Annotated in this window: 14 protein-coding genes and 1 riboswitch; of the genes, 9 read left to right on the forward strand and 5 right to left on the reverse strand. The window is 66.0% G+C overall.

All coding sequences use genetic code 11. From position 1 onward, the window contains the following. The first annotated feature begins 7 nt into the window (after nucleotides 1-7). Nucleotides 8-697, forward strand: coding sequence for a phosphatase PAP2 family protein (locus ACFC0O_RS38980; protein WP_375967117.1), 690 nt, complete (start codon nucleotides 8-10; stop codon nucleotides 695-697). On the opposite strand, the gene ACFC0O_RS38985 is transcribed toward ACFC0O_RS38980, so the two are convergent. The 3 genes from ACFC0O_RS38985 to ACFC0O_RS38995 form a co-directional block, all read right to left on the reverse strand. Beyond that, a complete protein-coding gene (locus ACFC0O_RS38985; protein WP_375967119.1) occupies nucleotides 669-1,553 on the reverse strand; it encodes a nuclease-related domain-containing protein in 885 nt (294 codons plus the stop codon). The two genes, ACFC0O_RS38980 and ACFC0O_RS38985, sit on opposite strands and share 29 nt — an antisense overlap. A 120-nt stretch (nucleotides 1,554-1,673) precedes the next feature. After that, nucleotides 1,674-3,029: a DUF2252 domain-containing protein gene (locus tag ACFC0O_RS38990; RefSeq protein ID WP_375967121.1), complete on the reverse strand. Its 1,356-nt coding sequence runs from the start codon at nucleotides 3,027-3,029 to the stop codon at nucleotides 1,674-1,676. A gap of 112 nt (nucleotides 3,030-3,141) precedes the next feature. Then, nucleotides 3,142-4,836, reverse strand: a complete 1,695-nt coding sequence (locus ACFC0O_RS38995) for a GMC oxidoreductase (RefSeq protein WP_375967123.1) — start codon at nucleotides 4,834-4,836, stop codon at nucleotides 3,142-3,144. 148 nt (nucleotides 4,837-4,984) lie between these two features. Here ACFC0O_RS38995 and ACFC0O_RS39000 point away from each other — a divergent pair, with 148 nt between their 5' ends. The 7 genes from ACFC0O_RS39000 (at nucleotide 4,985) to gcvP (ending at nucleotide 12,014) form a co-directional block, all read left to right on the forward strand. Beyond that, on the forward strand, nucleotides 4,985-5,620 hold the full coding sequence (locus ACFC0O_RS39000; protein WP_375967125.1) for a CDP-alcohol phosphatidyltransferase family protein: 636 nt from the start codon (nucleotides 4,985-4,987) through the stop codon (nucleotides 5,618-5,620). Between the two features lie 69 nt (nucleotides 5,621-5,689). Next, a complete protein-coding gene (gene gcvH, locus ACFC0O_RS39005; RefSeq protein WP_364633655.1) occupies nucleotides 5,690-6,088 on the forward strand; it encodes a glycine cleavage system protein GcvH in 399 nt (132 codons plus the stop codon). A gap of 121 nt (nucleotides 6,089-6,209) precedes the next feature. Then, on the forward strand, nucleotides 6,210-6,686 hold the full coding sequence (gene garA / locus ACFC0O_RS39010; RefSeq protein WP_364633657.1) for a glycogen accumulation regulator GarA: 477 nt from the start codon (nucleotides 6,210-6,212) through the stop codon (nucleotides 6,684-6,686). 44 nt (nucleotides 6,687-6,730) lie between these two features. Beyond that, the gene (locus ACFC0O_RS39015; protein WP_375967127.1) at nucleotides 6,731-7,492 is read left to right on the forward strand and encodes a MerR family transcriptional regulator; all 762 of its coding nucleotides are present in this window, start codon (nucleotides 6,731-6,733) and stop codon (nucleotides 7,490-7,492) included. An 82-nt stretch (nucleotides 7,493-7,574) separates the two neighbouring features. After that, nucleotides 7,575-8,048 carry a bifunctional nuclease family protein gene (locus tag ACFC0O_RS39020; protein WP_067570905.1) on the forward strand — a complete coding sequence of 158 codons (474 nt, stop codon included), beginning with the start codon at nucleotides 7,575-7,577 and terminating at the stop codon, nucleotides 8,046-8,048. 195 nt (nucleotides 8,049-8,243) lie between these two features. Next, on the forward strand, nucleotides 8,244-8,813 hold the full coding sequence (locus ACFC0O_RS39025) for a MerR family transcriptional regulator (RefSeq protein ID WP_364633662.1): 570 nt from the start codon (nucleotides 8,244-8,246) through the stop codon (nucleotides 8,811-8,813). Between the two features lie 79 nt (nucleotides 8,814-8,892). Continuing rightward, nucleotides 8,893-9,010: riboswitch (glycine riboswitch) on the forward strand. A gap of 163 nt (nucleotides 9,011-9,173) precedes the next feature. Further along, the gene (gcvP, locus tag ACFC0O_RS39030; protein WP_375967128.1) at nucleotides 9,174-12,014 is read left to right on the forward strand and encodes an aminomethyl-transferring glycine dehydrogenase; all 2,841 of its coding nucleotides are present in this window, start codon (nucleotides 9,174-9,176) and stop codon (nucleotides 12,012-12,014) included. A gap of 70 nt (nucleotides 12,015-12,084) precedes the next feature. Here gcvP and ACFC0O_RS39035 read toward each other — a convergent pair whose 3' ends face one another. Next, nucleotides 12,085-12,954, reverse strand: coding sequence for an LLM class flavin-dependent oxidoreductase (locus ACFC0O_RS39035; RefSeq protein ID WP_375967130.1), 870 nt, complete (start codon nucleotides 12,952-12,954; stop codon nucleotides 12,085-12,087). An 11-nt stretch (nucleotides 12,955-12,965) separates the two neighbouring features. Further along, complete coding sequence (locus ACFC0O_RS39040) at nucleotides 12,966-13,985, reverse strand: aldo/keto reductase (protein WP_375967131.1); 1,020 nt, start codon at nucleotides 13,983-13,985, stop codon at nucleotides 12,966-12,968. Nucleotides 13,986-14,103: 118 nt separating this feature from the next. Between ACFC0O_RS39040 and ACFC0O_RS39045 the strand changes: the two genes are divergently transcribed. Continuing rightward, nucleotides 14,104-14,676, forward strand: a complete 573-nt coding sequence (locus ACFC0O_RS39045; protein ID WP_375967133.1) for a TetR/AcrR family transcriptional regulator — start codon at nucleotides 14,104-14,106, stop codon at nucleotides 14,674-14,676. The last annotated feature ends 35 nt before the right edge of the window (nucleotides 14,677-14,711 follow it).

The raw sequence follows: 14,711 nt of genomic DNA on the forward strand, positions 1-14,711 counted from the left end.
TGGCGGCGTGACCCGATCGATCGCGCCCGCCCCGAACCGGCTGGATTCAGTGGCCAGACAAGCCGCGCTGCCCGCGCTCATTCTCGCGGCCGTGATCGTGACCATCGTTGTGCCGCAATTCTTTCCGGCCGACGGCGGGCCGACCGGACTGGACAACTCACTGGACGGGCATATCCACTCGTCCTTCGACGGGCACCAGTGGCTGTACCGGCTGCTGGTCGCCCCGAGCAACAACTACATCGTCATCCCGCTGCAATTGGGTGCGGCGGTGTGGTTCGGGTACCGGCGGCGCTGGTGGGCGGCCGGGTTCATGATCGTCGGTCCCGAACTCGCCATCCTGGTGAACTCGTTCGCGCTCAAGCCCTTCTGGGACCGGCACCTGCACCACTATCTCGCCTATCCCAGCGGTCACACCGTGCAGTTGGTCGCGGTGGTCACCGCGCTGGCGCTGATCAGCGAATCGACGCGGGCGCGGGTCACGATCGTGGTGATCATGGCCGTGGTGCTGCCCGCGGTGCTGGTCGGCATGGTGGGTATGGGCTATCACCATCCGACCGATGTCATCGGTGGCACCGCCGCCGCCATCGCGATGGTGACGGCGGCCTACCTACCGTGGCGCTGGTTCGCCGCCCGCCAGGGCGAGCGGCTCGGCGATACCGACGAAGACCTCAGCCGTACGCCACCACTCCCGCGATGATCATCCAGAGCACCCACAGCACCGCCACGATCATGCCCAGGGTGAGCATCACCCGCATGAACCCGCGGCCGAAATTGATATCCCCGCGCTCGCGCGGATAGAGCTGGGTCGGCGCGAACCACGGCGTCGGCACCCGGAACGAACCACCGGCCGCCGCCGCGTCGGCCTCCAATTGCGCCTGCTCCTCGGCATACGCCTCGGCCTGGGCCTGCTGCGGTCCGCCGTGCCACAGCGTGATGTCCACCGGACCCAGGAAGCCCTCGTTCAGAAGTTCCTGCGGTGCGGGCAGATACGGCAGAATCCCCAGCCCGCGGAACGCCCACGCCACATCATTGGCCGACCACTGCGGCCGACCCCGCGAGGACAGACCGACGAAATAGTCGTGCAGCCGCTTGGGATCATCGCCGACCAGCACCTCGAAACTCGGATCGCTCCAGAGCTGGGTTACCCGCAGTTTCGACTCCGGCGGCGGCACCACCAGCACCGCGCCGTGCACCACGCGCTGCCCCAGCCCGCGCTCGGCCAGCCAATTCTGTAGCGCGAAGGTGTGATCGCGGGATTTGTCCAGTGGTGTTCGCTTGTCATTGCCCTCGAAGTTGATCAGCTTGTCGCCGACCCGCCACGGCCCGTTGAGCGGAACCTCCAACTCACCCTCCATGCGCTCCACCAGGGCCTCGGCCTCGATGACCACACAGCTGGACGGCGTCCAGATCACCGCGTCGAACGGGTACAGCCGATCACCGTGGAACAGGCTGCAATTGACGGTCGCCACACCCTTGGGATCGCCGCTGCCCTTCCAGGTGCGCAGCCAATCGATCAGAACCTTCTCCGCATGTGTGCCAGCGGGATTCTGCACTCGAACGAGCATCGGCGCCGCACCTCTCTCGTCGAAATCGATACCGGCAGTCAAGAAAATGGTACGGACGCTCCGCACCCGCCGCCCAGATTTGCGGCCTGTCGTGTGTCGGTCGGCGGGTCAGGCCATTTCGGCGGGTAATCGCCCTTCCTTCACCGCGGTCACCAGCTGGCCGTGATCGACCTCGACCCGATCGGCGTAGCGCACCGCGAAAGCCGCCACCGCCTCGTCGAACGCCTCGGCGTCGTCGAGGTATCCGGCGACCAGTCGCGGATCCACCGAGCGCGCATGCGCCCGCGCCAGCAGCGCGCCCGCCAGCCGCCCGTAATCGTCGAGCAGGCCCGCGTCCAGGGCCGAGGGATCGATGCCGCCCTTGAGATTCCGGAACTGCCGCACGATGAACGGCAGCTGCCGCCCGTCGATGGTCAGCGTGGTCCAGCCCAGCAGGATATCGGTCTCGGCCTGAACATGCCTGGCGCCCTGCACGATTCGCTCACCCTCGTGCCGGGCGGGCACGGGCGGCAGATACGGCGTCAGTGCGGACGGCGCGGCCTGTTTGATCTGCAGCACCAGCACCTCATCGCCATTGCCGTGCAGCAGCGCCAAATAGCTGTGCAGGCCCACACTTCCGGTGCCGACAATGCGGAAAGCGATGTCGGACACCGTGAATCGGGTGATGAGATTGCGCCGCGACTCGCGCAGCGTGCCCACGTATCCGCTCAGCCCGTCGATCACCGCATCGGCGACGCCGGACCCGACCGGGGTCAGCAGTGGCGGATCGGCCACGAATCGCCTACCGCCGAAACCGGTTACGTGATCCTCGAGATGTTCGGTCCACTTGCGCACCACCTTGGCGCTGGTGTTCTTGCGCGCCTTCTTGGCGGCCTTGCGGAACTGCTCCAGCAGCGGATCGGCGCTGGCCTTGGCGATCACCGATTCATCCGGCAGCGCCGTCCACGAGGTCAGGAACGGCTGTGTCGCGAGCTCGGCCACCGCCAGCCGGTACGACCGGGCGGCATCGCGGGCCGCGGCCAGGCAGTCGTCCTCCGATGCCCCGCCCTCGCGGCCCGCGAGCACCAGACTGGCGGCCAGACGCTCCAGGTCCCACTCCCAGGGCCCCGGCGCGGTCTCGTCGAAATCATTGATATCCATCACGATTTCGCCGCGCGGGGTGCCGTAGAGGCCGAAGTTCGCCGCATGCGCGTCACCGCACAGCTGTGCCGTCAGGCCACTGCTCGGACCGCTCGCAAGATCAGCCGCCATGAGCCCGGCGGACCCCCGGAAGAACGAATACGGCGACGCCGCCATCCGCCCGATGCGCAATGGCAGCAGGTGTGGCAAACGTCCAGCATTACTGGCGTCGATGAAGTCGAGCACTCCCGGCCGGGACGCGGACACCGCGGCCCGATCCCGCGATTCGACCGGGGTGCGGTCGCGCAGCGCTCGGCCGCGATCCCGCACCTCCTGCGACGACACGGGGGTACGGAAGTCGATCACGTTGGAGCACACAACGTTCCAACTTACCGGTGGGCGCGATCGCACGCGAGACGACCGGAACCACCCGATCAGTGGTCCCGGTCACCGGGATTCAGTGCGCGGGCACCGGCGGATCCACCGGGAAGATCGGCAGCCGCAGCGCGCCCGAAGCCGACTCCGGCACGGTGGGCTGCTTGGGCTGCACCGGGCTGATCCGGCGGTACGGCTGTCCCAGCTCCGGCCGGGGATCGGCGTCATTGCGATTGGGCCAGAACGCCATTGCCCGCTCGGCCTGCGCGGTGATGGTCAGCGACGGATTCACGCCCAGATTCGCCGTCACCGCCGACCCGTCCGCGATATGCAGTCCCGGATATCCGAAGACCCGCTGATACGGGTCCACCACACCCGCCTCGGGGCCCTCGCCGATCACGCAGCCGCCGATGTAGTGTGCGGTCGCCGGGATATTGAACACATCCATGATCAGCGAGTGCACATCCCCGTCCACCTTCTTGCCGAACCGCCTGCCCACCTCGTGCGCCAGCGGAATCCAGGTCGGATTGGGCTTACCCGTGCCCTGTCTGGTCTTGAGCTGACCCCAGCGCCGATACGAGGTCAGCGAATTGTCCAGGGACTGCATGACCAGCAGGATCACCGATTTATCCGAGGCATTGCGGGCATTGAGACTGCGCGCGAACACGATCGGATGCATAAGGATCGCCAGCAGGAAGCGCAGGAACCGGAACGCCCCGCCGTCCACGATCGGCACCGACATGGGGAACAGTCCGTTCTGGCCGTGCCCGTAGTGGCACACCTCGATATGGGTGTTCGGCTCGGGATGAATCGAGGAGGTGATCGCTACGCCCTGCGCGAAATCATCGCGCCCGTGACTGACCACATTGAGAATGGCCTCGGAATTGGATCGGGTCAGCTCGCCCAGGCGCGGTGACAGCTCCGGCAGCACATCCTCGTCACGCATCTTGTGCAGCAGTTTCTGCGTGCCCAGCGCGGCGGCGGCGAACACCACCTGCTCGGCGGTGAAGGTCTTGCGGTCCTTGCGAATCCAGCGATCCGAGCGGGCGGTCTCCACGGCGTATCCGCCGCCGACCATGGGCCGCACCTTGGTCACCTCGGTCAGCGCGAAGACCGTCGCACCGGCCTGTTCGGCCAGGTAGAGGTAGTTTTTGGGGGTCGTGTTCTTGGCATTGTGCGGGCATCCGGTGAAGCACCGCGCGCAATGGATACAGCCGTTGCGACGCGGCCCCACGCCACCGAAGTACGGATCGTCGACCTCGGTCCCCGGATCGGCCTCGTTGAAGAACACGCCCACATTGGTGGCGTGGAAGGTGTCGGCGACCCCGAGATCCTCGGCGACCGAGCGAATCACCTCGTCGGCGGGCGTCATTCGCGGATTCGGCGTGACGCCCAGCATGCGCTGCGCCTGGTCGTAGTACGGCGCGAGCTCGGACTTCCAGTCGGTGATGTGCGCCCACTGCTTATCGGTGTAGAACTCCGGCAGCGGTTCGTAGAGGGTATTGCCGTAGATCAGCGAGCCGCCGCCCACCCCGGCCGCGGAGAAGACCGCGCATTTGCCCAGCACGCTGATGCGCTGGGTGCCCGTCATGCCCAGGCGCGGAGCCCAGATCGCCTTGCGCACATTCCAGTTGGTCTTGGGGATGTCCTCGGCGTTCCAGCGGCGGCCCGATTCCAGCACGGCCACCCGGTAACCCTTCTCGGTGAGCCGTAACGCGCTCACGCTTCCGCCGAAACCGGAGCCGATCACAACGACGTCGTAGTCGAAGTCGGGCATGGGTCTGTCCTCTCGCATGCCGGGATAACAAATGAGAAACTTATCAACTCATTCTGTCATCCGCCGGGTATGGCGGAGACCATACAACAACAAGACTCGCACGCCACCCGCCTGGAGACTCGAGGATCTTTGGGGTAAGACCAGGGTTGTGACAACCGAGCGGAACGCCGAACCGGTGTACAGCGACCGCATCCTCACCGTCCCGAACGTGCTGAGCGCGATCCGGCTCATCGGCGTACCCGTATTCCTCTGGCTGCTGCTGGTGGAGAAGGCCGACGGCTGGGCCTTCGCCCTGCTCGTGGCCAGCGGTTTCACCGATTTCCTGGACGGCAAACTCGCACGGCTGCTTGATCAATCGTCCAAGCTGGGCGCGATCCTGGACCCGCTGGTGGACCGCCTGTATCTGCTGGCGACCCTGGCGGGCTTGCTGATTCGCGGCATCCTGCCCTGGTGGGTGGTGGTCATCCTGGTGGCCCGGGACGGCATCCTGTTCCTGACTTTGGGCATCTACAAACGACGCGGGCTGCCCCCGCCCGAAGTCATCTACCTCGGCAAGGCCGCCACCTTCGCGCTCATGTCCGCGCTGCCGTGGACCCTCGCCGGCCAAATGGATTGGCCCCTGGCAGGTTTCAGCCGTGCCTTCGGTGGGGCATTCCTGGTCTGGGGTACCGCCGTATACGTCTGGACCGGCATTCTCTACGTGGGCAAGGCCATTGCCGTTTCCCGCGCGATACCGACCACGGTCGCCCCAGCCATACCGGCCGCATCGCGTGAAGATCAGTAGCCATTAGGGTGTGTGGCGAACGGATCGACGCCGATCCCGAAAGGACCGCCCGTTGAAAGGACACCGCCAGTGAGCGACCTACCCGACGACCTGCGCTACACCGAGGAACACGAATGGGTGCGCATCGCCGGCCCGGCCCGCGTGCGGGTCGGAATCACCGACTACGCGCAGTCGCAGCTCGGTGATGTCGTGTTCGTGCAGCTGCCCGACACCGACAAAGACGTCGCCAACGGCGACAGCATCGCCGAAGTGGAGTCCACCAAGAGTGTTTCGGACATCTACGCCCCGCTGGCCGGGAAAGTCGTTGCGGTGAACGAGATTCTGACGGCAGAGCCGGAGACCCTCAACACCGATCCCTATGGCGACGGCTGGATCTTCGAACTCGAGCTGGACTCGGCCGAGACCCTCGATGCCGCATACGGTGACCTGCTCGATGCCGCAGGTTATCAAGGAGTTATCGGAGGCTGAAGCAGCCTTCACAGTTCTACCTGCACGGGTGTGCCCGGGCAGGGTACGGTCAATGCCAACAGTTCCGCTGAAGGCATCAACTGCTTGCTATGGATTATTCGGTTCGAGGAGGAGAGCAAGGGTGAGCGAGAACAAGGACCCGGGTTACCAGGAGACAGCGGCAGAGACCACTTCGGTGTTCCGTGCTGATTTCCTGAACGAGGTCGACACGTCGCGCCCTGAGCAGACCGGCGAACAGCCGGTGCAAGGAGTCGAGGGTCTGCCCGCGGGTGCGGCTCTGCTGGTCGTCAAGCGCGGCCCGAACGCCGGTTCGCGGTTTCTGCTCGATCAGCCCACCACCTCCGCGGGACGTCACCCCGACAGCGACATCTTTCTCGACGATGTCACCGTCAGCCGTCGGCACGCGGAGTTCCGCCAGGATGACGACACCTTCCAGGTCGTCGATGTGGGCAGCTTGAACGGCACCTATGTCAACCGGGAGCCGGTGGATTCCTCGGAGCTGCAGAATGGCGATGAGGTTCAGATCGGCAAGTTCCGTCTCGTGTTCCTCACCGGTCCGCGTCCCGCGTCGAGTGAATCGGCGGCGGGCGCACTATAGGACCGAGCGGAATGACTGGCGCAGCGCAGTGGACGCGCGGGGGCATGTCGATAGGCTCCGTGCTGGATTTGCTGCGTCCGGATTTCCCGGACATCACCATCTCGAAGATTCGGTTCCTCGAATCGGAGGGATTGATCAGTCCGGAGCGCACTCCTTCGGGGTACCGCAGGTTCCACGTCGCCGACGTGGAACGCCTGCGGTTCGTGCTCACGGCGCAGCGGGATCAGTATCTACCGCTCAAGGTGATCAAGGAACAACTGGAAGCGATCGACAGCGGCGCCGCGACGCTCGGAGTACGGGAAGCCCGGGTCCGAGCGGGTGGGGGAGCTGTGTCCGATTCCAGAGATGCCTTGGGGCCCAACGGCGATGGCCGCTTACGGCGGCTCGGCGTCGTGCCCGGTGAGGTATCGCCCGAGGAACTCCGGTTCGATCACGAGATCCGGATTCCGCGGGCGGATCTGTTGCAGCAGGCGGGAATCGACGAGAAGTTCCTCACCGAACTGATTCGCGCGAATCTCATCACGCCCGGTGCGGCAGGCTATTTCGACGCCGACGCGGTGACGCTCGCGCGCACCGCCAAGGCATTGAGTGAATTCGGTTTGGAGGCAAGGCATTTGCGTGCCTTCAAACTGGCCGCGGACCGGGAGGCGGCCATGGTCGCGCAGATCGCCGCGCCCATCGCCAAGAGCCGGGACGCGGACGCTCGCGCCCGTGCGGAGGAGACCGTGCGAGAGTTGGCGGCACTGTCGCTGACCTTGCACACCTGCCTGGTGAAGACCTCGGTGCGTGCTTCGCTCGGAGGCTGAAATCTTCGCCTAGACTCGGTGATACGGCTCGCCCCGCTGTGTCGATGGCCGGGCGGCCGGCTGAGTTTATGGGAGGCGTGCGATGAGCGAAATGCGTGTGATCGGCATCCGTGTCGAACAGCCACAGAATCAGCCCGTGCTGTTGCTCCGCGAGGCTTCCGGCGACAGGTACCTACCCATCTGGATCGGGCAGGCCGAGGCGACCGCGATCGTTCTCGAACAAGAGGGTGTCACTCCCATTCGTCCGCTCACCCACGATCTGATCAAGATCCTCATCAAGGATCTCGGGCACACCTTGAAAGAGGTGCGGATCGTGGATTTGCAGGAGGGCACCTTCTACGCCGATCTGGTGTTCGAGAACGATCTGCGTATCTCCGCGCGGCCCTCGGATTCGGTGGCCATCGCGTTGCGGGTCGGCTGCCCCATCTATGCCGAGGAGCCGGTGCTCGAGGAAGCCGGGCTCGTCATGCCGGATGAGCGCGAGGACGAGGTGGAGAAGTTCAAGGAGTTCTTGGAGTCGGTCTCGCCGGATGATTTCAAGGCCACCGACAGTTAGGCGGGGGGCGGCCGAATCGTTACCTCGACCTGTACTTAAGGTCTAGAAACACGCCGCTCGTCACGCTTGGTTCGACGCCGATGCTCCCGGGACAATCAGGAGAGTAGCCTCGACAGTTAGGCCACGCTCCAATCGTCGATGCAGTGTCCGAAATATGGCACGAGCCCGGATAGGCCAGCAGTAAGGGAGTAGTCAGTGGGAGACCAACCGCATACCCAGGATGTGGTGCAGCCAGGGCTGTTCCCCGATGACACGGTGCCGGACGATCTCGTCGGCTACCGGGTTCCCAGCGCCTGCCAGGTCGCCGGGATCACCTATCGGCAGCTCGATTACTGGGCACGGACCGGACTGGTCGTGCCGTCCATCCGCAGCGCCACCGGATCCGGTAGCCAGCGGCTGTACTCGTTCAAGGACATTCTGGTCCTGAAGATCGTCAAGCGGCTGCTCGACGCCGGCATCTCACTGCAGAACATCCGCATAGCGGTGGACCATCTGCGCAGTAGAGGTGTCGAGGATCTGGCCGGGATCACCCTCTTCTCCGATGGCGCGACCGTGTACGAATGCTCCTCGCCCGAGGAAGTCGTCGATTTACTGCAGGGCGGGCAGGGCGTATTCGGTATCGCGGTCGGCGGCGCCATGCGCGAGTTGACCGGGGCCATCGCCAGTTTCCCGGCCGAACGGGCCGAGGCGGGCACCGCCACCGAGCGGCCGGAAGACGAGCTCTCGTCCCGTCGCAAGGCCCGGATGGATCGCAAGACCGGATAGCTGTTCGGGGGCGCGCGAGTGTGAAATCGACCCAGGCAACATTCCTGTAACTTGCCGCCCCTTAGACTTGGCAGTGCGTCGCAGCCGTGCGGGAGAGTCCCGGGGATGCAGGTCTTTTCGAAGACCGGTGGAACCGGGCGCCGAAGGAGCAGCACCTCCCCGTCAATCTCTCAGGCACAAGGGACCGTGCGGAGTTTCGGCGCCTCTGGAAAGCGGTGGTCGCGAGCCACCCGCCCATGGTGAAAGGGGTACGGCCACAACGGCTGTGCCGCGAATCTCTCAGGCGCCAACGACAGAGGGGGAGGGCAGACGACGCGTCGGCCATCGAGCCGACCCCCGCCCACCCCTTGGAGAGCAGCCGTGACCTGGACTCGATCCTTCGCCGACCGCCATATCGGACCCGACAGCGGCGAACTCGAGCGCATCCTCGCGACCGTCGGTGTGGAATCGCTGGACGAACTCGCCGCCAAGGCCATCCCGGCCAGCATTCTGGACAGCGACGGGGCCAATGGCCTGGACGCGCTGCCGCCCGCGGTGAACGAGCACGAGGCCCTCGACGCGCTGGCCGCGCTGGCCGGGTCGAATACGGTGGCCACCACCATGATCGGGCTCGGGTACTACGACACCCTCACCCCGCCGGTGCTGGTACGCAATCTCATCGAGAACCCGGCCTGGTACACCGCGTACACGCCGTATCAGCCCGAGATCAGCCAGGGGCGGCTCGAAGCCCTGCTCAACTTCCAGACCATGGTGTCCGATCTGACCGGAATGGATGTGGCCAACGCGTCCATGCTGGACGAGGCCACCGCCGCGGCCGAGGCCATGACGCTGTTGCAGCGGGCCAATCGGTCGAGCAAATCGCAGCGGCTGCTCGTCGACTCCGATCTCTTCCCACAGACCCGGACCGTGCTGTTCACCCGGGCCGAACCGCTGGGAATCGAGATCGTCGAGGCCGATCTGTCCGGCGGGGAGCTGCCCGAGGGTGACTTCTTCGGCGTGATCGCGCAGCAGCCGGGGGCCTCCGGCAAGATCGTCGACTGGACCGCCGTCATCGAAACCGCCCATGCGCGTGGCGCTCTCGTCGCGGTGGGCGCGGATCTGCTCGCGGCGACACTGCTCACCTCGCCGGGGGAGCAGGGCGCGGACGCCTGCTTCGGCACCAGCCAGCGCTTCGGTGTGCCGCTCGGATTCGGCGGGCCGCATGCGGGGTACCTCGCGGTGCGCACCGCGCACGCGCGGCAGTTGCCCGGGCGTCTGGTCGGCGTTTCGGTGGACGCGGACGGCAATACCGCCTACCGGCTCGCGCTGCAGACCCGTGAACAGCACATTCGCCGTGAGAAGGCGACCTCCAACATTTGCACCGCGCAGGTGCTGCTGGCCATCGTGGCCGCCATGTACGCCTCGTACCACGGTGCGGACGGGCTCAAGTCCATCGCGCGGCGGGTGCACGGGCATGCGCAGTGGCTGGCCGCCGGGCTCGGGGACGCGGTCGTGCATCAGAGCTTCTTCGACACCGTGCTGGTGAATGTGCCGGGCGGTGCGGAAGCCATTGTGGCCAAGGCGAAGGGCGCGGGGATCAACCTGCGCCTGGTGGATGCCGATCATGTCGGCATCGCCTGCGATGAGGCGACCACCGACGCGCACGTGGTGGCGGTGCTGGACTGCTTCGGCGCGGAGATCCCGGTCGGCCCGGAGGGTGCGCTCTTCCACGGTAAGCAGCGCCCGCATATCGAGAACCGGACCTCGGAGATGCTGACGCATCCGGCGTTCACCCGGTACCGGACCGAGACCGCCATGATGCGGTATCTGCGGTCGCTGTCGGACAAGGATATTGCCTTGGACCGCAGCATGATTCCGCTGGGCTCGTGCACCATGAAGCTCAATGCGGCCGCCGAGATGGAGTCCATCACCTGGCCGGGGTTCAATCGGGTGCATCCGTACGCGCCCGTCGAGGACGCACCGGGTCTGATCCGGCTGATCGAGGATCTCGAGGGCTGGCTGTCCGCGGTCACCGGGTACGACCGGGTGTCGTTGCAGCCCAACGCCGGTAGCCAGGGTGAGTACGCGGGTCTGCTCGCGATTCGGCGCTATCACCTCGATCGCGGTGATACGCATCGCGATACCTGCCTGATCCCGTCCAGCGCGCACGGCACCAATGCCGCGTCGGCGGCCATGGTCGGTATGCGCGTCGAGGTCGTCAAGACCCGCGCGAACGGTGACGTCGACCTGGACGATCTGCGCGCCAAGATCGCCGACCATGCCGACCGCCTGGCCTGCATCATGATCACCTACCCGTCCACGCACGGCGTGTACGAGCACGAGGTCGCCGAACTGTGCGCCATGGTGCACGATGCGGGCGGTCAGGTGTACGTCGACGGCGCGAACCTCAATGCCCTTGTCGGCGTTGCCCGTCCGGGTCGTTTCGGCGGCGATGTCAGCCACCTGAACCTGCACAAGACCTTCTGCATCCCGCACGGCGGCGGCGGTCCGGGCGTCGGCCCGGTCGCGGTGCGCGAACACCTCGCGCAGTACCTGCCCGGTGATCCGCTGGAAGCGGGTTCGCACGCGGTCTCGGCCGCCAAGTACGGTTCCGCGTCGATCCTGCCGATCACCTGGTCCTACATTCGCATGATGGGCGCGGACGGCCTGCGCCGTGCCACCCTGACCGCCATCGCATCGGCGAATTACATTGCGCGCCGGTTGGATCCGCACTTCCCGGTGCTGTTCACCGGTGACAACGGCATGGTCGCGCACGAGTGCATCCTGGATCTGCGCGAGATCACCAAGCGCACCGGCGTCACCGTCGACGATGTGGCTAAGCGCCTGGCGGACTACGGCTTCCACGCCCCCACCATGAGCTTCCCGGTGGCGGGCACCCTCATGGTGGAGCCGACCGAGAGCGAAAACCTGGAAGAGATCGACGCTTTCATCGACGCCATGATCGCCATCAAGGGTGAGATCGATCAGGTCGAGGCGGGTGTCTGGCCGGTCGAGGACAACCCGCTGCGCGGGGCTCCGCACACCGCGCAGTGCCTGGTCGGCGAATGGGATCACCCGTACAGCCGCGAAACCGCCGTCTACCCGCGGGGTCTGCACAGCGCTCGCGCCAAGGTGTGGCCCTCGGTTCGTCGCATCGACGGCGCGTACGGTGACCGCAACCTGGTCTGCTCCTGCCCGCCGATCGACTCCTACACGGACTGATCTTTCCTGTCGGGGCCCGCGTAGCCGGAGTGCGTTGGGGTGCTTCGGTTTACGTGGGTCCGGGCAAGGGCTATCGGATGATCAGTTCGTCGGCCACCCACCGGGCGACACCGGTGGGGTAGGGGTCGGGCAGGCCCAGGACGATGTGCTGGAAGCCGTTGTCGACGGCTTTGCCGATCGCGTCTCGCGTGTGCGCAGGATGCTCATAGTCGACGGCCAGGTGGATGGATCGGGTGAGTGCCGTTGGCGGGCGGCCGATTTCGGTGCAGTAGCGGTCGAGCAGGGCGCTGCGTGCGATGGCGTCGTCGAGGTCGTGGCCGGGGATATTCCAGAGGTCGGCGTGTTCGGCCGCTATCCGCAGGACGGCGGCGGAGCGGCCGCCGATCATGATGGGCGGATGGGGGTGCTGGATCGGTTTGGGGTTGGCGAAGGCTCCGGTGAGTTCGAAGTGATCGCCGGTGAAGTCGAAGGGTTCGGATTCGGTCCAGAGACGGCGGATGATCGTGCAGGCTTCGTCCAGGGCCGCGACGGCCGTGGGGCCGTCGGTGTAGGGGAGGCCGTGGGCGTCGTACTCGCGGCGGGCCAGCGGGTGGCTGGGCCGTGAGCCCGCACCGATGCCGAAGTCGAGCCGGCCGTTCGAGACGATATCCACGGTGGTCGCGATCTTGGCGAGCAGGGCCGGTGGGCGGAAGCGATTGCTGGTGACCAGCAGGCCCAGGCGCAGGCGGTGTGTTTGCGCGGCCAGCGCCGAAAGCAGGGTCCAGCCTTCATGAATGGGGCCGTCGGGGTCGCCGCCGATCGGCATGAGGTGGTCGAAGAGCCAGGCGTGCGCTATCTCCGGAATGTCATCGGCTTCGCGCCAGACGCGGACGATATCGGCGTACTCGACCTGCATCTGCGCGGTCATGATTCCGAAGCTGGGCTGGGAAGTGTGCGGCATGGGGTGATCCTTCAGCGGCGGCGCAGGGCCGGATCGAGCAGCGCCGGTGGGGTGTCATGCTTTTCGGCGGGGGCGAGATCGGTACCGGGTGGGACGATCGCGTCGATCGCGTCGAGCAGGTCGGGGGACAGGACGGTGTCGGCGGCGGCGAGCTGGGAGTGCAGATGGTCCAGCGTGCGGGGGCCGATGATGGCGCTGGTCACGGCGGGGTGTGTGGTGACGAAGGCCAGCGCCAGTTGGATGAGGGTCAGACCGGCCTGGTCGGCGAGTTTCGCGAGCTGTTCGACCGCATCGAGTTTGGCGCGATTGACCGGGGTGCCGGTATCGAAGCGATCGGGCATGAATTGTGAACGGCTGGTGGTGATTTCGCTGCCCGCGCGGATCGCGCCGGACAGCCAGCCCGAGGCCAGGGGACTCCAGACCAGCACGCCCATGCGGTACTGCTCGGTCACCGGCAGCACGTGGGTTTCGATGCCGCGCTGCAGGATCGAATAGCCGGGCTGTTCGGTGACATAGCGGGTCAGATGATGTTCCCGGGCCGCCCACTGGGCCTGGACGATGCGGTAGGCCGGAAAGGTGGAGGAGCCGAAGTAGCGGATTTTGCCCGCGCGCTGGAAATCGGTGAGGGCAGAGAGGGTTTCCTCATCGCTGGTGGCCGGGTCCCAGCGGTGCATTTGGTAGAGGTCGATATGGTCCACGTCCAGGCGGCGCAGGGAATCGTCCAGGGCGGTGGTGAGCCAGCGGCGGGAGCCGCCGCGATGGTTGCGCTCCTCGCCCATCGGCATGGTCGCCTTGGTGGCCAGCACGATATCGTCGCGGCGGCCGGAAATGGCTTGGCCGACAAGCCTTTCGGATTCGCCGTCGCTGTACCGGTCGGCGGTGTCGATGAGGTTGATCCCGGCTGCCAGCGCCGCGTCGACGATGGCGGTGGCGTCATCCTGGGTGGTGCGCCCGATACTGCCGAAGTTCATCGCGCCCAGTGCGAGGGTGCTGACCTGTACGCCGGTGCTGCCCAAGGTGCGGTACTGCATGCGGTTCTCCTCGAAGCGATGGAATCGAGGGTGCGCTACCCTCGTTAAACGGAACAACGTTCCGAAACCCAACATACGGAACATTGTTCCGTTTGCCAAGAGTGCTCGAGGAGGTGCCGTGGCCGAAACTGGATCCGAGACGCCACGTAAGCGGGCCGATGCCCGCCGAAATGCCGAAACCCTGCTGGATGCGGCCGCCGCCGCCTTCATCGCATCCGGTGTCAACGTGCCGGTCCGCGATATCGCCGCCCAGGCCGGTGTCGGAGTCGGCACCATCTACCGGCACTACCCCACCCGAGCGGACCTCATCGTCGGCGTATACCGCCACCAGGTCGAAGCCTGCGCCGCGGCCGGTCCGGAGTTGCTGGCCACCAGCGCCACCCCATACGAGGCGTTGCGCGGCTGGATCGATCTTTTCGTTGACTTTCTGGTCACCAAACACGGTCTTGCCGAAGCCCTACAGTCCGACGACTCGGCCTTCCAAACCCTGCACGCCTACTTCATCGAACGACTGGTCCCCGTATGCGAGCACCTGCTCACCGCCGCCACCGAAACGGGTGAAATCCGCTCGGACGTAAAAGCTTTCGAGCTGATGCGAGGCGTAGGAAACCTCTGCATCGGCGCGGGCGGAAACCCCGACTACGACGCCCGCCGCATGGTCGCATTACTCGTTGCGGGGCTCGGACGCTGAACACCCGAGCGTCGGGCCGGGCCGGTGTGATGCCC

It is taken from the genome of Nocardia sp. NPDC056100 (assembly GCF_042266325.1).
Taxonomy (GTDB): domain Bacteria; phylum Actinomycetota; class Actinomycetes; order Mycobacteriales; family Mycobacteriaceae; genus Nocardia.

What these genes read in the sequence shown, in the direction of transcription:
- ACFC0O_RS38995 (WP_375967123.1), bottom strand. Translation starts at nt 4,836, where the DNA reads ATGCCCGACTTCGACTACGACGTCGTTGTGATCGGCTCCGGTTTCGGC.
- ACFC0O_RS39015 (WP_375967127.1), top strand. Translation starts at nt 6,731, where the DNA reads ATGTCGATAGGCTCCGTGCTGGATTTGCTGCGTCCGGATTTCCCGGAC.
- ACFC0O_RS39020 (WP_067570905.1), top strand. Translation starts at nt 7,575, where the DNA reads ATGAGCGAAATGCGTGTGATCGGCATCCGTGTCGAACAGCCACAGAAT.
- ACFC0O_RS39035 (WP_375967130.1), bottom strand. Translation starts at nt 12,954, where the DNA reads ATGCCGCACACTTCCCAGCCCAGCTTCGGAATCATGACCGCGCAGATG.
- ACFC0O_RS39040 (WP_375967131.1), bottom strand. Translation starts at nt 13,985, where the DNA reads ATGCAGTACCGCACCTTGGGCAGCACCGGCGTACAGGTCAGCACCCTC.